Annotated in this window: 18 protein-coding genes; 13 read left to right on the top strand and 5 right to left on the bottom strand. The window is 66.4% G+C overall.

Annotated features, from left to right (window positions below; translation table 11 throughout):
• Positions 1-141: 141 nt before the first annotated feature.
• From CLM74_RS15395 to CLM74_RS15365, 7 genes are all read left to right on the top strand, one after another.
• Entirely contained in the window at positions 142-1,476 is a 1,335-nt protein-coding gene (locus CLM74_RS15395) for a dicarboxylate/amino acid:cation symporter (RefSeq protein WP_025876066.1), read from the top strand.
• Between the two features lie 230 nt (positions 1,477-1,706).
• A complete protein-coding gene (locus tag CLM74_RS15390; RefSeq protein ID WP_105164450.1) occupies positions 1,707-2,246 on the top strand; it encodes a hypothetical protein in 540 nt (179 codons plus the stop codon).
• Positions 2,247-2,254: 8 nt separating this feature from the next.
• A complete protein-coding gene (locus CLM74_RS15385) occupies positions 2,255-2,857 on the top strand; it encodes a hypothetical protein (protein WP_051501624.1) in 603 nt (200 codons plus the stop codon).
• Between the two features lie 44 nt (positions 2,858-2,901).
• Positions 2,902-4,284: a hypothetical protein gene (locus CLM74_RS15380; RefSeq protein ID WP_025876071.1), complete on the top strand. Its 1,383-nt coding sequence runs from the start codon at positions 2,902-2,904 to the stop codon at positions 4,282-4,284.
• Between the two features lie 140 nt (positions 4,285-4,424).
• Positions 4,425-5,129 carry a C39 family peptidase gene (locus CLM74_RS15375; protein ID WP_025876073.1) on the top strand — a complete coding sequence of 235 codons (705 nt, stop codon included), beginning with the start codon at positions 4,425-4,427 and terminating at the stop codon, positions 5,127-5,129.
• A 13-nt stretch (positions 5,130-5,142) separates the two neighbouring features.
• Positions 5,143-5,895, top strand: coding sequence for a hypothetical protein (locus CLM74_RS15370; protein ID WP_105164449.1), 753 nt, complete (start codon positions 5,143-5,145; stop codon positions 5,893-5,895).
• A gap of 45 nt (positions 5,896-5,940) precedes the next feature.
• On the top strand, positions 5,941-7,230 hold the full coding sequence (locus CLM74_RS15365) for a transporter (protein WP_032975045.1): 1,290 nt from the start codon (positions 5,941-5,943) through the stop codon (positions 7,228-7,230).
• Between the two features lie 85 nt (positions 7,231-7,315).
• Here CLM74_RS15365 and CLM74_RS15360 read toward each other — a convergent pair whose 3' ends face one another.
• From CLM74_RS15360 to CLM74_RS15350, 3 genes are all read right to left on the bottom strand, one after another.
• On the bottom strand, positions 7,316-8,668 hold the full coding sequence (locus CLM74_RS15360; RefSeq protein ID WP_033831683.1) for a sigma-54 dependent transcriptional regulator: 1,353 nt from the start codon (positions 8,666-8,668) through the stop codon (positions 7,316-7,318).
• 231 nt (positions 8,669-8,899) lie between these two features.
• Complete coding sequence (locus tag CLM74_RS15355) at positions 8,900-9,676, bottom strand: C40 family peptidase (protein WP_033831682.1); 777 nt, start codon at positions 9,674-9,676, stop codon at positions 8,900-8,902.
• Between the two features lie 132 nt (positions 9,677-9,808).
• On the bottom strand, positions 9,809-10,348 hold the full coding sequence (locus CLM74_RS15350; protein ID WP_025876082.1) for a C40 family peptidase: 540 nt from the start codon (positions 10,346-10,348) through the stop codon (positions 9,809-9,811).
• A 111-nt stretch (positions 10,349-10,459) separates the two neighbouring features.
• Here CLM74_RS15350 and CLM74_RS15345 point away from each other — a divergent pair, with 111 nt between their 5' ends.
• The 6 genes from CLM74_RS15345 to CLM74_RS15320 all read left to right on the top strand — a co-directional run bounded on the left by CLM74_RS15345 (position 10,460) and on the right by CLM74_RS15320 (position 16,322).
• A complete protein-coding gene (locus tag CLM74_RS15345) occupies positions 10,460-10,942 on the top strand; it encodes a peptidylprolyl isomerase (protein ID WP_025876084.1) in 483 nt (160 codons plus the stop codon).
• 98 nt (positions 10,943-11,040) lie between these two features.
• The gene (locus tag CLM74_RS15340) at positions 11,041-12,285 is read left to right on the top strand and encodes a DUF418 domain-containing protein (RefSeq protein ID WP_105164448.1); all 1,245 of its coding nucleotides are present in this window, start codon (positions 11,041-11,043) and stop codon (positions 12,283-12,285) included.
• 171 nt (positions 12,286-12,456) lie between these two features.
• Positions 12,457-13,815, top strand: a complete 1,359-nt coding sequence (gorA, locus tag CLM74_RS15335; protein WP_025876087.1) for a glutathione-disulfide reductase — start codon at positions 12,457-12,459, stop codon at positions 13,813-13,815.
• Between the two features lie 483 nt (positions 13,816-14,298).
• Positions 14,299-15,219 (top strand): DMT family transporter, encoded by a 921-nt coding sequence (locus tag CLM74_RS15330; RefSeq protein ID WP_105164447.1) that lies wholly within the window; start codon positions 14,299-14,301, stop codon positions 15,217-15,219.
• Entirely contained in the window at positions 15,216-15,554 is a 339-nt protein-coding gene (locus CLM74_RS15325; RefSeq protein ID WP_223486363.1) for an MGMT family protein, read from the top strand. The genes CLM74_RS15330 and CLM74_RS15325 overlap by 4 nt, the downstream gene beginning before the upstream one ends.
• Before the next feature lie 93 nt (positions 15,555-15,647).
• Positions 15,648-16,322 (top strand): rhomboid family intramembrane serine protease, encoded by a 675-nt coding sequence (locus tag CLM74_RS15320; RefSeq protein WP_025876091.1) that lies wholly within the window; start codon positions 15,648-15,650, stop codon positions 16,320-16,322.
• Between the two features lie 108 nt (positions 16,323-16,430).
• Here CLM74_RS15320 and CLM74_RS15315 read toward each other — a convergent pair whose 3' ends face one another.
• Together CLM74_RS15315 and CLM74_RS15310 are read right to left on the bottom strand one after the other, a co-directional pair.
• Positions 16,431-18,017, bottom strand: coding sequence for an NAD(P)/FAD-dependent oxidoreductase (locus CLM74_RS15315; RefSeq protein ID WP_105164446.1), 1,587 nt, complete (start codon positions 18,015-18,017; stop codon positions 16,431-16,433).
• Entirely contained in the window at positions 18,014-18,496 is a 483-nt protein-coding gene (locus CLM74_RS15310; RefSeq protein WP_105164445.1) for a VOC family protein, read from the bottom strand. The genes CLM74_RS15315 and CLM74_RS15310 overlap by 4 nt, the downstream gene beginning before the upstream one ends.
• Positions 18,497-18,610 lie beyond the last annotated feature (114 nt).

Here is an 18,610-nt window from a genome sequence, read left to right as displayed (position 1 = left end):
TCACAAAGTGTAACGGGACGTTCATTATGCCCGGCCTCGCAAGGCACGCCGATGACACACTGATTTGCCACGCGGGCGGTCGTTCTGCGGGCCGCCTTGGGCTATCGTGCCAGCATCCCTTCCTACCCCCTTGGATTGCCTATGAAGCTGGTCTCTGCCTGGCTGCGGATTCCATTCTGGCAGCGCGTGGTCGGTGGCTTCGTGCTCGGTGCGCTGGCCGGCTGGGCGCTTGGCCCGGCTGCTGAAACCTGGTTCGGCCCGCTCGGCGAGCTGTACGTCACGCTGATCAAGATGATCGCGGTGCCGCTGGTGTTCTTCGCGGTCATCAACGCGATCTCTTCGCTGCACGGCCAGAAATCGGTCGCCGCGCTCAGCGGGCGCACGTTCCTGTGGTTTGTGATCACTGCCGCGCTGGCGGTATGCGTGGGCCTGGGCGTGGGTACGGTGCTGCAGCCCGGCGCCGGTGGCCTGCAGTTGTCGATGGCCAGCAACTATGTGCCGCGCGAAGTACCCAGCGTGGTGCAGGTGCTGCTGGATGTGGTGCCATCCAACGTGTTCTACGCGCTGTCCGGTATCGGCACCAAGGTCAACGCCGCCGGCGAGACCGTGCTGGCCGCGGGCCGTGGTTCGATCCTGCCGGTGATCTTCTTCGCTGGCCTGGTCGGCTTTGCCATCGTCAAGCTTGGCGAGAAGGTGACCGAGGCGCGCAAGCTGGTCGGGCAGATGAGCGACATCATGATCCAGGTGACCCGCTTCGTGCTGGAAGTCACCCCGATCGGCACCTTCGGCCTGATTGCCGGCCTGGTCGGCAGCTACGGCTTCGAGAAGCTGCTGCCGCTGGGCCACTTCGTGCTGGCCCTGTACGTGGCCTGCGCGCTGCACATCGTGGTGGTGTACAGCGCGCTGCTACTGGCGCATGGCCTGAACCCGCTGAAGTTTTTCCGTGGCGCGGCGCCGGGCATGCAGGTGGCCTTCGTCAGTTCCTCCAGCTTCGCGGCGATGCCGGTCGCGCTGCGCTCGATCACCCACAACCTGGGCGTGAACAAGGACTACGGTTCGTTCGCGGTGCCGCTGGGCGCGAGCATCAAGATGGACGGCTGCGGTGCGATCTATCCGGCGCTGTGCGCGGTGTTCATCGCCCAGTACAGCGGTGTGCCGCTGACGCCGGAGCAATACGTGGTGGTGCTGATCGCTTCGGTGCTGGGCAGCTTCGGTACCGCCGGCGTGCCGGGTACGGCGGTGATCATGGCAACGGTGGTGCTGAGTGCGGCCAACCTGCCGCTGGAAACCATCGGTTACCTGTATGCGATCGACCGCATCCTGGACATGATGCGCACGATGACCAACGTGACCGGACAGATGCTGGTGCCGGTGCTGGTGGCCAAGGAAACCGGCCTGCTCGACCAGACGGTGTACGACAACCCGTCCACCAACGTCGGCATCGATGATCCCGACCCGAGTCCGCCGCGCGCCTGAAGCGGCACTGCAACGGGCTGTATCAGTACCTGTAACACTACTGATACAGCCCCGATGGCGCCTTGCGCAGTGGTGTTTCCTGCGCGTTAAGGCGAACGGAATCCGAACGAAGTTGTAACACTGTGGCGTCATGCCGCCGCGGTGTTACCCGTAAAACCCCCGCTGCGACGGACTTCCGGTGTTGGCACGAAAGCTGCTCTCTCCCTGCGCATATGCACCGGGAGAGCGGCATGGACGGCAGCACCACCCTTTTCACTGTTTCTGGCCGGCGGCTTGCGCTGCTGCTGGTGCTGGCCGTTCCGCTGGTGGCTGCGGCCTCGGGTGCCCGTCAAGGGGTGAAGGCGCAGCCGGGTGAGATCGTCCTGCTGCGCGACGTGTCTACGCGCCCGGCCTACCGCATGGCGCCGCCCGGCGTGGCGTTGATCGCCGATCCGAAACCGCAGCATGAGATCGCCGCCGCACTCGGCAGCAGCGGCGCTGCCAGCGGCATGGATGAACTCAGCGATGACGACTACGCCGGCCTCGGCGCTGGCCAGACCGGCAGCGTGCGCGCGCACGGCGTCACCACTGTCGAGCGGGTGACGCAGCAGGCCCTGGGCGGAACCCTTGGACGCTCGGGCGAGGGGATGATGAGCGGCAGCAGCCTCAGCGGTGCGATGAGCGGCCCGCTGGGGGCGGTCGGCAATACCACGCGCGGCATCGGCGATACCGTGCGTGGCGCATTGTCGCAGTTCCCGTTGGGCGCTCCGGCGCAGGCGGGTGGCAAGTGAAGCGCGCAATGCTGCTGGCGGCCTGGCTGGCATTGCCCGCCACAGCGCTGGCCGACGACTACAGCGGGATGCTGGCCTACCTCGACGTAACCCGCATCGACGGTCGCGCGCTGGCCGGTGCCAGTGGTGCCATCGCCATCAACCAGGCGGCGGGCGATCTCAACATCCAGGCCAATCTGCATGGCATGGCCAGCGGCGACCGCGCCGACGTGGCCATCGCTGCGCGCCAGCAGCACAGCAACGACGTCGTGCTTTCGGCACCACTGGAAGCCAGCGCGCACATCGCCGGACAGGCATTGGCAGGCGCCAGCGGCATTGCATCGATCAACCAGGCCAGCGGCATCGCCAACACGACGCTCAACGTCGTCAGCGCGACGCTGGCCCGGCAAGGAATACGCGAGTCCGATGACACGGCGTTGGCCGCCTCGGACATCGCGTCAGCAGGGGGGCAGGGCGATACCGGTGACGGTGTTGCGGCGGGTATCCGCAGTGTCGGCGTTTCGTCGACGGCACTGCGGGGCTTCGACGGTGTCCTGCAACTCAATCAGATCGCGGGAGCGCGAAACGATACGGCCAATGTACTGGGCCTGGTCGTGCAGGGCAACCCGTGAGTACCACCCACCCGAACCAATCACCTGATGAGAGAGAGGGCACCATGAAAGCGACTGTCAAAAAGACCGTACTCGCCATGGCAATTGCCACTGCCTCGACCGCTGCTGCGGCCAATGGCTGGGACAACCAGAATGCCAATGCGAACATCAACCACAACCATGTCGTGACCGAAACCCGCAACGACACGCACAACCATACCGACAACGAAGTCCGCAACTGGACCCGCACCAACACCACGGTACGCAACAACACCGACACCTCGAACGTGAGCCGTACCCGCACGGTGAACGTCAACGAGCAGGTGCAGAAGAACAGCAACATCCAGGCCGACGAGCGCAAGGAAAAGAACAACCACGGCGTCGACGTGAACCTGGAGAAGGATCTGCGGCTGAGCTCGGACATCAACTTCTCCGGCGATCCGACCATCACCGGTGACATCGACCTGGATTCGGCAGCCATCGCCGTGATCGACAACCGCCAGTCGATCAGCAACAACCTCACCGGCAACAGCCTGGTCACCAACAGTGCATCGATCGCCGATGATGTCGGTGCGGGTGCCTCCGGCAACCTCGGCTTCAACGTGGTGGCCGGCGACAACAACGCGCAGGACAATGCTGCGTCGCTGTCCGCTGCGGATGCTTCCTTCAGCTTCGGCATGGCCGACGCCGAGGTGTTCGTCAACCAGGCCGGCTTCGGCAACACCACCATGAACTCCGGCGTCACCAACGCCGCCGGCCTCGGTGGCAATGCCTTCGGCGGTGCCTCGGGCAACATCGGCGTGAACATCGCCTCAGGCAACAACAACGAGCAGAAGAACGCGCTCGCAGCCTCGGTGGCAACCAGTGCGATGGCACAGTCGAGCATCAGCTCCAACCAGGTGTCCACCGGCAACACCGTGTCCAACGCCGGCTTCGTGCAGTCCTACACCGATACGGTGCAGGTCGGCCTGAGCGGTCGCGTGGCAGGCGGTACCCTGGCCGTGGGGGCCGGTACCTATCGCGGCACCGGCAATGCCTACCAGATGGCCAACTACTACCTCGATTCGTGGAGTGGCGATCTGCCGCATCCGGGTGGCAATGCGACCGGGCACATCGATCTGGACAACGAGATCCAGAATGCAACGATGAACCCGAACCGGCCGGGAGTGGGTGGCCTGGGCTTCGATACGCGTGAAAGCGGCACCAGCCAGTTCGTCGAGCTGGGCGTGGCCGACCTGTATGCCAGCCTCAGCGGCACGGTCAGCACCACCCGCTGGGTGAACGTCAATGCGACCAACACCTCGGCACTGTCCGGCAGCGCGTTCTCCGGCGCATCCGGCAACATCGGCGTGAACGTGGCATCGGGTACCGGCAACCTGCAGGCCAACAGCCTGGCATTGGCCGTGGCGCAGCCGAGCACCGGCGGTGGGACCGGCGGCGGCGAGTGATCCACGGTGTGACCGCTTTCGCAGCGAACCTGCGTTGAGCGCAACAAGCCCGGCCATCCGCCAATGGCCGGGTTCCCCCGGGGGCCCCTGTCCCTCCTCCCCCTTGGGGCAGGGGCTCCTTCCTTTTCGTGGAGAACGGCATGGCCGGTCATCGCTGGTGGTTGCGTCTGCTGCCCTGCCTGCTGCTGCTGACCAGCGCATGTGGCTGGGCAGGCGAGGTGGTGTTCAGCGGGGTGCTGCCCAATGGCGCGCTGCTGCAGCAGAAGGTGGAAAGCATGCAGGAGCGGCGTTATCGCAACCTGGTGCGGCAGCACACCGACTACAGCTGCGGGGCGGCCGCTCTGGCCACCATCCTGCGTTATGCCTACCACCTGGACACAACCGAGGCGACGGTGATCGAGGGAATGATGGGGGTATCGGATCCACAGCTGGTCAAGGAACGCGGTTTTTCACTGCTGGACATCAAACGCTATGTCGAATCGCTGGGCATGCGTGGACGCGGTTATCGCATCGATGAATCGCGCCTGCGCACGTTGCGGGTTCCTGGACTGGTGCTGATGGATGTACGCGGCTTCCGGCATTTCGTCGTGCTCAAGCAGGTGCGCGACGGGGTGGTGGAAGTGGCCGATCCGATCCTGGGCAACCGCAGCCTGTCACTGGCCGAGTTCAGTGCCGCCTGGCCGTCACGCGCCGTTTTCGTCGTGATCGGCAGCGACTTCGATCGCAATACGGTGCTGCTGCAACCCAGCGAACGGCCCAGTGCCCGCGCGTTGTATGCGCGGCAGGGACCGATCACCGATGCCGAACTGGTCGACTTCGGCTTCAGCCACGCCGACCTGTTCTGAAGGAGGCACGATCATGCAATGCCAACGTGTAGTACTCGCTCTGCTGCTGATGTTGCCGGTGTCGCCGTTGATGGCGGCAGACGGTGCACCGGGGCGAGGCCTGAAGGAAATACCCGATCCCGAACTGAACCTGATGCGCGGCCGCTACACCGTTGGCGGCAACAACGTGGCCTGGTTCGGGGTGACGATGATTTCGCAGTGGCAGGGACCCAACGGTGCAGTGGTGCAGGGCGCGCTGACCCTGGGCATGGATTTCCGCAATGGCGGCACCCCCAAGCTGAGCTTCCAGCCAAGCGTGCAGGTTACCGCCGCTGACGCACCGTTGCCGGCAACGGCAGGGCGCAGCATCGACAGTACCGGCCTGGCCAATGCCAGCGGACTGGTGCAGAGCGTGCAGGTGGCCGGCGATGGCAACACCGCACGCAACGTGACCACCCTGACCGTGCGTGACGGCGCGGTGCCGACCGCACTGGGCGATGACGGCAGCCGCATGGCACAGGCACGGCAGGGCGGGGCTACTGCCACCGCCATGCTCGATGGCAACCAGGCGCGCCTGCTGCTGCAGGTTGATGGGCAGAGCCTGGTACAGCAGTGGATCCGCAATGGCAGCGTGGGGCAGGGCATTGCCCTGGCCGGCGATGGACAGACCGCCAGCAACCGGCTGCAGCTGGAGCTGGTACGCAATACCGCGGCCAACAACCTGCCCTTGAGCCAGAACGTGGCCCAGGCGATCGGGATGAACCGCGGCATGGGCCCAGGCCAGTAACACGGCCTGGTCGGGGGGAACCGACGTACAACGCAGGTCACCGACATGCACACTCTCTACCGGCTTACTCCGCTGGCGCTGGCGGCGCTGGCGGCCACTGCCTTCGCCCAGCAGCCTGCGCCCAGTGATGGCGCCGACATGCAGGCATTGATCGCGCAACTGGAACAGCTCAAGGTCAATTACGCACAGGAGGTACGACGCCTGCGCGAACTGGACATGCAGGTGCAGGCGATGCAGGCGCGGCTGAGTGGTCGCGCAGGCCCCGGTGCGACGCCCGCTGCGCCGTTGGCGCCGGCTGCGGCATCCGCGGTACCGCCCAGCAGCGAAGGCTATGCCAGCAGCGCGGCCGAGGCACAGCAGGCCAAGCAGGAGGCCCGGCGCAGCGTGGATGACGTCAAGCAGCAGCAGGCGGCATTGTTCTCGCGCCGGTTCACCATCGAAAACGGCCTCACCTATGCACGCTACGACCGCAAGCAACTCACGCTCAACGGGTTCCTCGCCCTCGATGCGATCTTCCTTGGCAACATCGCGATCGAGAACGTCGAATCCGATTCGTTGACCTACAACCTGGCCGCGCGCTGGGGCGTCAGCCCCAACCTCACCTTGAACATGGACGTGCCGTACCTGGCACGGCGCACGGTCTACCAGAAGGGCGGTGCCGGCGGTGCCGCGGCGGCGATCGCGCAGGAAGAAACCAACGGCAGCGGCATCGGCGATGTCAGCCTGAGTGCCAACTACCGGCTGTTCTCCGAACGCGGCTGGCGCCCGGAGACGGTGCTGACCGGTGGCGTTACCGCACCAACGGGCCGCGCACCCTATGGGTTGGACTGGAAAGTAATCGAGCGCGATGACGATGACTACATCCGCTTCGCGGTGCCGCAGGAACAGCCGACCGGCAACGGCGTGTGGCAGGCCAACCTGGGCGTCTCGATGGTGAAGACCGCCGATCCGGCGATCCTGTTCGCCAACGCCGGCTACATCCATTCGTTCCCGCGCGGTTTCAGCGATATCGACAGCAACCCGGATACGGTCAACCCCGGCGATGTGAAACTGGGCGGTTCGGTGTACTTCGGTGCCGGCGTGGCATTCGCGTTCAACGAGCGCACCAGCCTGAGCATTTCCTTCAGCGACAAGATCAGCACGCGCGCCTCGACCCGGTTCAAGGGCGGTGAATGGGTGAAGGTGATCGGCAGCGATGCCAATGCGGCCTCGCTCAATCTCGGCGTGACCTACGCGTTGAACCAGCACACCACGCTGGTGACGCTGCTGGGCATCGGCCTCACCCCGGATGCGCCGGACTTCACGCTGGCATTCAAGGTGCCGTACATGTTGTAAGCGCGGCAGCCCGGCATGGCGCGGCGCTGCATGGCCGCGCTTTGCCGGTGTCGGTGCATGCCCGGCTGCGCAGGGGCCTGCGTTGTCAGCGCTGCGCCGGCAGTTCCAGATGATGCTTGCGGCACAACCGGTATATCGTGACCCGCGAGATCTGCATGTGCCGCGCACACGCCGACACGTTGTAGCCATGCTGGCGCAGGGCCTGCAGCAGTACATCGCGCTCCACCTGGCCACGCGCATCCTGCAGCAGCGCGCGCCGCGCAGGGGCGTCCGGCTCTGCCAGGTCCAGGTCAGCGGCGTTGATCAGCTCGCCTTCGGCCACGATCGCTGCCCGCTGCACGCGGTTCAACAACTCACGTACGTTGCCGGGCCAGTCGAACCCGCGCATGGCCTGGCGTGCACCGGGATCAAACCCGCGTGCGCGGCCGGGGTGGCGCTGGCGGAAGCCGCGCAGGAAGTGCTCGGCCAACAGCAGGACATCGCTGCCACGTTCGCGTAGCGCGGGCATCGGCAAGCGCAGAACATTGAGGCGGTAGTAAAGGTCCCGGCGGAAGTGGCCCTGGGCCACCGCCTGTTCGAGTTCGACGTGGGTGGCTGCCAGTACGCGCACGTCCACACGCAGCGGCTGGTTGCTGCCGACCCGTTCCAGCGTCCCCTCCTGCAGCACCCGCAGCAGGCTGGTCTGTGCGTCGGCGGGCAGGTCGCCGACTTCATCGAGGAACACGGTGCCGCCGTGGGCACTTTCAAACAGACCGATGCGGCGTTGGGCGGCACCGGTGAAGGCCCCACGCTCGTGGCCGAACAGTTCGGACTGCACCAGATTGGCAGGGATCGCGCCGCAGTTGATCGCCAGGAACGGTTTGCCGGCGCGCCCGGACAAGGCATGCAGCGCCTGTGCGGCCAGCTCCTTGCCGGTGCCGGTCTCGCCGGTGACCAGCACCGGCAGGTCGACCGGAGCGAATTTATGCAGGGAGGCGCGCACCGACAGCAGGGCGGTGCTGTCGCCGATCAGCGCCGGCAGGTTGCCGGACTCGCGGACCATGTGCGGCAACGCGTCGTCGCCCTCGGATTGCCGCTGCATTGCCGACAGCAGATCGTGCAGTTCCAGCGGCAGCGCGAACTGGTCGCGGCACGCGCGCAGCAGCGGCCCCCACGCGGGCGGAGCGCTGCCCAGTCCAGGGGGCAGCACGGCGAGCCAGGGCAGGTGGTGATGCCGCTCGATCCATGGCAGCAGCAGCTGCACGGCGTCGGCATCAAGGTGACGCAGATCGACGATGGCCACCAGGTGGTCGCGGCCGCGCAGGCCGATGGCCATGGCAGGGGCAGGGCTGACGCAGCGCAGTTGCCAACCGGCCGCCGCCAGCGCACCACGCTCGGCTGCCTGCGGTTGGCCGAACCAGATTGCGCAACGCGATGGAATCTCCAGGCTTGCCGCCATTCCTTTCCCCCAGGCAACACGGGCGGCCCAGCCGGGCACCCGGCGCGCCGCCCCGCGCCGGGATGCTGTGGCCGAACACGGTCGGCCTGTCGCGGTCACTGCAACCTTGACATCAAGGACCAACGCAGCAAGCGGCGGCCAGCGGCCAGCGGCCCCGGTTACGGCCAGCCGCCCAATGAAAAAGCCGCTGCAGGGCAGCGGCTTTTCAGGCAATGCGCAGATGACCCCGGATCAGAGGTCGACCCGGCGGGCCTGCATGAACTTGTTGCCCCAGTAGCCGGTGAGCAGGGTGTCGACGCGGACGTCCTTGCCGGTGCTCGGAGCGTGCAGGAAGCGGCCATCGCCCACATAGATGCCGACGTGGTCGACCCGGCCCTTGCGGCCGAAGAACACCAGATCGCCTGCAGCCAGGGCGGCGCGGTCGTTGATCAGTTCGGCATTGGCGTCATGCGCCATTTCGCGCGAGACGCGCGGCAGCTCGATGCCCAGGGCCGAGCGGAACACGTAACCGACCAGGCCACTGCAGTCGAAGCCGCTGTCCGGATTGCTGCCGCCCCAACGGTACGGGGTGCCGAGCAGGGTCATGGCCCGGCGCAGCAACGACTGTACCTTGCCGTTGTCGGCAGCGTTGCCGACCACGACGCTGCCATTGGCGGCGCTGCTGGTGTCGTAATTGGCGAGGAGGCGGCTGAGGTCACCGGCCACCATGGCCGAGCGGTCCATCAGGGGAATGGTGTCATTGGCGGCCAGGTGCGGCAGCAGGGCGGCCAGGGTGGCGCTGGCGGCGGCATCGGCGCGGCTGCGCTGCGGAGCGGTGGCGTCGGCCTTGGCGGCTGCGCGGGGGGCGGTCTCGGCGGTGGCAGCCGGGGTCGCATCGGTACGGGTGGGAGCGGACTGCGACCAAGCGGGAAGGCTGGTCAGACACAATGCCAGGCCCAGCAGAAGCGGGCGGACACTACGCGAAGAAGCGGCGGTCTGGCCTTGGCACGTCGGGTCGTTTGTCGTCACGCGTCGGTCACAAGGAAAAAAACGATGGGGCATCATGCCCTGTAAAAGCAGTAATAAGTTAAAAATTCCGTTAATAAATCGTTAGTTGCGCCGTGATGATTGTCACAGTTTTAAACATATCGCCTGTTCATTTTAGCGAAGGACGCGTTTCGCCCCTGTGTAGTGGTCCTTCCAATAGGGGCCACTGAGGGAATCCAGGCGGACCGTTCCGCCGGTGCTCGGGGCGTGCACGAATCGACCTTCGCCCACGTAGATACCGACGTGGCTGACACTGCCGCGACTGCCAAAAAAGACCAGATCGCCGGTTGCCAGGCGCTTCGGGTCGATCTTCGGCCCCTGTACCGCCGCCAGGTCGCGTGAGGTCCGCGGCAGCTTCAGGTCCAGCATTTCACGGTAGACGTAAGCGACCAGGCCGCTGCAGTCGAAGCCGGATTCGGGCGTGTTGCCGCCGTAGCGATAGGGCGTGCCGACCAGGCTGATGGCGCGCATCAGCACTGAATTGGCGGCCTCCGGGTTGTCCGGCGTGGTGCTGGGCCAGCTTGCCGCAGGCGGCGGCGGTGCGGAACGGACGGCCTTGCCGCCGCCGCAGGCGGTCAGCAGCAGGGGCAGGGCCAGCAGCAGGGCGGGCGCGAGGAGCCGGCGCGTGCCGGACGAAACTGGCGTGATGTGCATGTTCTCCGGATAATGCGCGACCTTGGATTGGCCGTCATGATGGCGGCGTCCCCGCCGGGCGACAACCCGCCCCAACCCGCCTGCCTCCGGCAGATCCAGACAGAGTTGCGCATGAAGATCGAAAAAGACCGCGTTGTCCGCTTCCACTACACCGTCTCCGAGGCCGGCCAGGAGCCGATCGAATCGTCCAAGGACCGCGGCGAGCCGCTGGCGATCCTGATCGGCCACGGCAACATCATTCCGGGCCTGGAAAACGCCATGATGGACAAGGAAGCCGGCGCGACCTTCGACGTCGACGTCAAGGCGGCCGATGCCTACGGCGAGCGCCGTGATGGCCTGTCCCAGCGCGTGCCGAAGAAGCACTTCGGTACCGCCAAGCTGGTCCCGGGCCAGCAGGTCGTGCTGCAGACCAACTTCGGCCCGCGTGCCGTGACCGTGCAGAAGGTCGGCATGAGCGTGGTCGACGTCGACCTGAACCATCCGATGGCCGGCAAGGACCTGCATTTCGACGTCGAGATCGTCGACGTGCGCGAAGCCGGCAAGGAAGAGCTCGAACACGGCCACGTCCACGGCGACGGTGGTCACCAGCACTGATCGCACCGCGATCGTGATGCAGCAACGGCCCGCTTCGGCGGGCCGTTGCGTATCTGGAACAGGGCGGGGCCATCCATGGCCCGCAGGCCGGCGGCATAATGACGGACCTGCACGCCGGATGCCCCGTGAACACCGCTTCCCCTTCCCTGCAACCGGTGGCTTCCGGCGAACGCATCGCCGTGCTGGACATACTGCGTGGCTTCGCCCTGCTGGGCATCCTGCTGATGAACATCGAGGCCCTCAGTGGGCCGCTGGACCTGGCCTTTACGGGCATCGACGCGCATTGGCAGGGCATCGACTACTGGGCCGATGCCTTCGTCTATGTGTTCGTGCAGGGAAAATTCTTCACCCTGTTCTCGCTGCTGTTCGGGGCGGGCTTTGCGGTGATGGCCCAGCGCGCCGAGGCAGCGGGCCGCCAGTTCACTCCGTTCTACCTGCGCCGCAGCGCCGGGCTGCTGCTGATCGGCCTGTGCCATGCACTGCTGGTCTGGTCGGGCGACATCCTGGTGCTGTATGCGCTGGCCTCGCTGCCATTGCTGGCCTGCCGTGAGGCACCGCGCAGCTGGCTGCCCTGGATGGGGTTGCTGGTGTATGCGCTGGGTGTTGCGCTGATGCTGCTGGTCGGCGCGATGGTGTCGATGGCCACCCCGCAGGACCTGCAGAAGATGCTGGTCGACGCGCAGCAAGGCATCGACCAGCAACGCCTGGTGTACGGCCAGGGTGACTGGATGCAGGCCAACGTGCAGCGCCTGCATGAGTTCGGCGCGTCGCTGGGTGGCATGTTCATTTCCGGGCCCGAAGTGCTGGGCATGTTCCTGCTGGGTGCCTGGTTCGCCGGCAGCGGCGCATTGACAGCGCCGGAGCGTTTCCCGCGGTTGTACGCCGGCCTGCGCTGGATCGCATTGCCGCTGGGCCTGCTGGCCACCCTGGCAGGTGTGTTGTGGAAGCCGTATCTGGCGCCGGGTGTCTATGACCTGCCGACCACTGCGGCAATGGCACTGGTGGCCGTGGGCGGTGTGCCGATGTGCCTGGGCTACCTGGCCTGGATCGTGCACTGGCGCGCGCGCATGGGCTGGCTGGCGCCGGTCGGTCGGATGGCGTTGACCCACTACCTTGCCCAATCGGTGGTCTGCACGCTGCTGTTCTATCACTACGGGCTGGGATGGTTCGACGTGCTGCCGCGTGCCTGGCAGCTGCTGTTGGCACTGCTGCTGTTTGCAGCGCAGGTGATCTTCAGCCATCTGTGGCTGCGCTGTTTCCGCTTTGGTCCGATGGAATGGCTGTGGCGTGCGATGACGTACCGGCAGTGGCCAGCACTGCGCCGTGGGGCCGGGCAGGCGTGATCGATGCCGGCCGCGCGCGTTTCGACCTGCGTGGCTGCATGCCCTCACGTCTGGCCTGCAGCGGGCCGTGGCATGCTCGCAGCAGCATGGGTGACGGCGCCAACCCGCTGCCTGCCGATCTTCGTTGCGGGCGCTCGCCCGCCATCTTCCCTGTCGACTCGAGCGATTGCGATGAATACTCCCTCTTATGATTACGATCTGATCGTCCTTGGCGGCGGTTCCGCTGGCTTGGCCGGTGCCATCCGCGCTGCGCAGCATGGCAAGCGGGTTGCCCTGCTGGAGCCGGGTGAACTGGGAGGCACCTGCGTGAATGTCGGGTGCGTGCCGAAGAAGGCGATGTGGCTGGCCGCCGATCTGGCCGAGCGCATCGGTCTGGCCAGCGCGATGGGCTTCGACGTGGCGCCGCGTCCGGCGCTGTCGTGGAAGGAACTGGTGATCCATCGCCAGGCCTACATCAGCAACATCCACACCAGCTATCACAAGCGCCTGGATGAAACCGGCGTGGTGCGCATCCCGGCCCGCGGCCATCTGCTGGACGCGCACACCGTGGCGTGCAGCGATGGCGTGCGTTACAGCGCTGCGCAGATCCTCATCGCCACCGGCGCCCATCCGCAGCGGCCGGACATTCCCGGCGCCGAACTGGGCCTGGTATCCGACGATTTCTTCGACCTGCGCGCGGCACCGGCCGAGGTCGCCATCATCGGCGGCGGCTACATCGCGGTGGAACTTGCCGGGCTGTTGCAGGCGCTGGGCAGCAAGGTGAGCCTGCTGGTACGTGGCAGCCGCCTGCTGGAGCGCTTCGACTACGAGCTGACCGCGCAGTTGGCCGAGAACCTGCGCCAGCAGGGCGTGCGCATCCACTTCGATTACCGTCTGCGTGAGTTGAAGCGCGACGGCGAACGCGTGCGCGCGTTCGGCCATGACGGCCCGATCGACAGTGTGTTCGACGCCGTGTTCTTCGCTACCGGCCGGCGCGGCAACAGCAAGGATCTCGGCCTGGAAGCACTGGGCATCGGCATCGGCGAACACCAGCAGGTGGAGGTGGACGCGTGGCAGACCACGGCGGTGCCAAGCGTGCATGCGGTCGGTGACATCGCAGGCAAGGTCGGCCTGACGCCGGTCGCCGTGGCTGCAGCGCGACGCCTGATGGATCGTCTGTTTGGTGGTCGCCCGGATGCGAAGATGGATTACGACAACGTGGCCAGCGTGGTGTTCTCGCACCCGCCGCTGGGCGCGGTAGGCATGAGCGAGGAAGATGCACGTGCGCGCTTCGAGCAGGTGACCGTGTACCACAGCCGGTTCCGGCCGATGCTGCAGGCGCTGGCCAACGGCACCCAGCGCAGCCTGTTCAAGATGGTCTGCGCCGGCCCGGAGGAGCGTGTGGTGGGTGTGCACCTGCTCGGCGAAGCGGCCGACGAGATCCTGCAGGGTTTCGCGGTGGCGGTGAAGATGGGTGCGACCAAGGCCCAGTTCGACGACACGGTGGCGATTCACCCGACGTCTGCTGAAGAAGTGGTGTTGATGCGCTGAGCCGACACTCACGGTAGTGCCGGCCGCTGGCCGGCAACCTCGACAGCAACGGCCGAAGCAACAGCAACAGCAACAGCGTGCATTCCGTGGAATGGCGGGGTGGGTCCGGTTGCGGGGGACGCCGTGAAGCCATCCTTGGGGGCTCGGTCGCCGCTTGCTCGTGTGCGCTGTCCTGCGTACACGGCACGACCGGGGTTGGGCGTCCTGCCCAACCCGCCCGAGGCTTGCCTCGGGCCCATGTGGCTCACGCCCCCGCAACCGGACCCACCCCGCCTTCGACAGACTCCTGCGATCTGTCCGAACTGCGTTTTGTGTTGCTGTTGGTGGGTGTCGACCTTGGTCGACACGTAGATCCACGCCATGCGTGGATCAGGAGTTGCAGTGAGCATGAACGGACATCGGATCGTTCGCCCGGAAGTGCCATGAGACAATTGGAAGCAATCCGGCTGCTTCCAGCCGCCCATGCGGCCCGTTTTTTTTCTGATGTCCACTTCTTCCCCCCGTATCGCCACCACGTCCCCGCGCATCGCTCTGGGCGGCATCGGCCTGGCTGCGATCGGCGCCATCGCCGCCTCTGGCAAGGCGATCATCGTCAAGCTGGGGCTGCGCCATGGCGTGGACGCGACCACGCTGCTGGCGCTGCGCATGCTGATGGCGCTGCCGCTGTTCGCGTTGATGGCGGTGTGGGCCTCGCACCGCGCGGCGCCGTTGTCGTGGGCCGACCGCGCACGCGTGCTGTGGCTTGGCTTCACCGGTTACTACCTGTCCAGCCTGCTGGATTTCCAGGGCCTGCAGTACATCAGCGTGACCCTGGAACGGTTGATCCTGTACTTGAACCCGACCCTGGTGCTGCTGATCAACGTGCTGCTGGCGCGGCAGCGGCCGGGTCGGTGGCAGGTCGGCGCGCTGGTGCTCAGCTATCTCGGCGTGCTGATCGCGTTCGGCCATGACCTGCAGCGCGAGGGGGGGCAGATCATCCTCGGCAGCCTGCTGGTGCTGGGCAGTGCGCTCAGCTATGCGCTGTATCTGTTCGGCAGCGGCCAGGTGGTCGCCCGTATCGGTGCGGTGCGTCTGACCGCCTACGCCAGCTGCGTGGCCAGCGTGCTGGTGCTGCTGCATTTCACCATTACCCATCCGCTGCCGTTGCTGTGGCAGGCCCCCGCTGCCGTGCAGTGGCTGTCGCTGATCAATGCGACGGTCTGCACCGTGCTGCCGGTGCTGGCGATCATGCTGGCGGTGCAGCGCGTCGGCTCGTCGCTGGCTGCGCAGGTGGGTATGCTGGGCCCGGTTTCCACCATCGTGATGAGCCTATGGCTGCTCGACGAACCGATGGGGCCGGCGCAGATCGCCGGCACCGTGCTGGTCCTGATCGGCGTGCTGCTGGTGACGCGGCTGCGCCGCTGACGCCGGAGCAGGCGCGTGCCCGCATCCTGGCGGTGATCCATGCGATCCCGCCAGGGCAGGTGATGGGCTACGGGCAGGTCGCGATGCGTGCCGGCCTGCCCGGACGCGCCCGGCTGACCGCACGCATCCTCGGTCAGAATGACGATCCCTCGCTACCCTGGCACCGGGTGCTGCGCTCGGATGGGCGCATCGCCATGGCTGAAGGTTCGGCCGGCTGGCGCGAACAATCGCAGCGGCTGCGTGCCGAGGGTGTCATCGTCGAAAACGGCCGGGTGCGGATGCCCGCGACCGACCCGGCGGCGGCGCTGGATGCGGCCGTATGGGGGCCGGGCTGATCGCTGCCTGCGACTGAACGGGCGGCCGTCCGCTCTGGTCAAAAAGGGCCGGTGCTGCGGCTATGATGGAGGCCGTTCCATGCCGGTGTCCCCATGTTCCCGCGACTGCCAACCGTCACCAAGGCCCTGTTGATCGCCAACGCGATCCTGTTCCTGCTGCAGCAGCCGTTCCTGCTCGGCATGCAGACCTTCGAGCCGTTCATGCTGCAGCCGCTGCAGCAGGGGTTCGATGCGTTCTCACCGGGCGGCAATTTCCAGCCCTGGCAGCTGCTGACCTACGGCTTCCTGCATGGCAGTTTTTTCCATCTGTTCTTCAACATGCTGGCCGTCTTCATGTTCGGCGCGCCGCTGGAACAGACCTGGGGTGAGAAGCGCTTCCTGACCTACTACCTGGTGTGCGTGGTCGGCGCCGGCCTGTGCCAGTTGCTGGTCGGCACGATGCTCGACAATCCGGCCACGGTGCTGGGCGCGTCCGGTGGTGTGTTCGGCCTGCTGCTGGCTTACGGCATGCTGTTCCCCAACCAGCGGGTGATGCTGCTGTTCCCGCCGATTCCGATGAAGGCGCGTACGTTCGTGATCCTGTTCGGCGTGGGCGAGCTGGTGCTGGGCATGACCGGCTGGCAGCCGGGCGTGGCCCATTTCGCGCACCTGGGCGGCATGCTGTTCGGCTGGCTGCTGATCCGCTACTGGCGTGGCCAACCGCCGTTCAACAAGCGTCGTCCTCCGGGCCCGCCGAAGCGCCCGAACCACCTGCGCAGCGTGAAGTGAGGCGCAGGTGGGTGCCGACCTTGGTTGACACGCCGTGACGCCGGTAGGTGCCAACCTTGGTTGGCACACCTTGACGCCGGTAGATGCCAATCTTGATTGGCACGCATTTCATGCATCGGCCAGCACCACCTGCGCCGCGTTGTGCCCGGGCGCGCCGGTGACCCCGCCGCCCGGATGCGTACCCGCACCGCACAGGTACAGGCCGGGCAGGGCGCCGCGATAGCCTGCCTGGCCGACCATCGGCCGCGCCGAGAACAGCTGGTTGGCGCTGAGCGCACCGTGGAAGATGTCGCCACCGATCAGCCCGAACGTCCGCTCCAGATCCAAGGGTGACAGTGCCTGTCGACCAAGCACGCTGCCGGCGAAGCCGGGGGCGTAGTGATCGACGGTGGCGATCATCAGGTCGGCGACGGTGTCGCGGTGATCATCCCAGTGTCGGCCATCGGGCAATTCCGGCGCCACGTGCTGGCAGAACAGGCTGGCCACATGCTGCCCGGGTGGCGCCAGCGAATCATCCAGCGTGCTCGGAATCAGCATCTCCACGATCGGCTCGCGCGACCAGCCCTCGCGACGTGCGTCCAGCCAGGCGCGGTCCATGTAATCCAGGCTGGGCGCCATGATGATGCCGGCACTGAGGTGATCACCGGGGCCGGGCAGGGCACGGAAATCCGGCAGACGCGACAGCGCCACGTTCATCCGGAACGTGCCCGAGCCGCAGCGCCAGTTCGCCATGCGTTCACGGGTGGTGACGGGAACCTGGGCGGGCTGCAGCAGTTGTTCGTACAGCAGCTTCGGGTTGACGTTGGCCACCACGGCACGTGCGCGCAGGCTCTCGCCGCCGGACAGCGCGACGCCGACCACGCGCCCGTCTTCCACCAGCAGGTGCTGCACGCCGGCATCAACGCGCAGCTCGGCGCCGGCCGCACGCGCGGAGGCGGCGATGGCCTGGCTGATCGCGCCCATGCCACCGATGGCGTGGCCCCAGGCACCTTTGACCCCGTTGCACTGGCCGAACACGTGATGCAGCAGTACGTAGGCGCTGCCTGGCGTGTATGGGCTAGCGTAGTTGCCAACAATGCCATCGAAACCAAACAGGGCCTTGATCGGCTCGCTTTCGAACCAGCGATCCAGGTACTCGGCGGCCGACAGCGTGAACAGGTCCAGCAGTTCCTGGCGCAGTGCAGGGTCGAGTGCGGCCAGCTCCCGTCCCAACCGGCCCATCTGCCACAACGCCGGCAACGCACGCCAGCCAGCCATCACCCCGAGGTCGGGCGGCGGACGCAGCGCCCAGTCGCGCAGCACATCGGCAAATACCTCCAGGCGCGCTTCATAGGCGGGCAGCGCCTGCGCATCGCGTTCGGAGAACTTCGCCACCTCGGCTTGGGTGCGGCCAGGCGCGGACAGCAGGTAGCGGCCATCAGGCAATGGCAGGAAGTTGTTGGCCGGCCGCGCGACGATGCGCAGCCCGTGCGCATGCAACTGCAGCTCCTCGATCACCTTCGGCTGCAGCAGCGACACCGTGTACGAGGCCACCGAGTTGCGGAAGCCCGGGTGGAACTCCTCGGTGACAGCCGCACCGCCAAGGATGCCGCGACGCTCCAGCACCAGCACCCGTTGCCCCGCGCGCGCCAGATACGCCGCGCACACCAGCCCGTTGTGGCCGCCACCAACGATGATCGTGTCCAACGTCGTCATGCGTTGCGGATCGCCGCTTCGATGGTGGCGATGTCGATCTTCTTCATCGGCATCATCGCGTTGAAGGCGCGCTTGGCCAGGGCCTTGTCCTTGCTGGTCACCGCTTCGATCAGCATGCGCGGGCTGATCTGCCAGGACACGCCCCAGCGGTCCTTGCACCAGCCGCATTGGCTTTCCTGGCCACCGTTGCCGACGATGGCATTCCACAGGTGATCGGTCTCGGCCTGGTCCTCGATGGAAATCTGGAACGAGAACGCTTCGCTGTGCTTGAAGGTCGGGCCACCATTGAGGCCGACGCAGGGAATGCCGCAGACCGTGAATTCGACGGTGAGCACGTCCCCCTGCTTGCCGTCGGGGAAGTCGCCGGGCGCGTGATGCACAGCGGTTACTTCGCTGTCGGGAAAGGTCTTCGCATAGAACGTGGCGGCCTCGAGCGCGCCGTTGTCATACCAGACGCAGATCGTGTTCTTGTGAGCCATGGCGGGGCTCCGCAGTGGACGAAGGCGCAGCGATAGCATGGGCGGTGTTAATGCCGGATCGTGCTGCACTGCGGGAGCTGCCGGCGCCGCGCTACCATGGCCGGACGACACGAC

This window comes from Stenotrophomonas sp. MYb57 (genome assembly GCF_002966815.1).
GTDB classification, from domain to species: Bacteria; Pseudomonadota; Gammaproteobacteria; order Xanthomonadales; family Xanthomonadaceae; genus Stenotrophomonas; species Stenotrophomonas indicatrix.
Note: the sequence above shows the minus strand (reverse complement) of the source record. Positions and strands in the feature narration are given on the sequence as shown.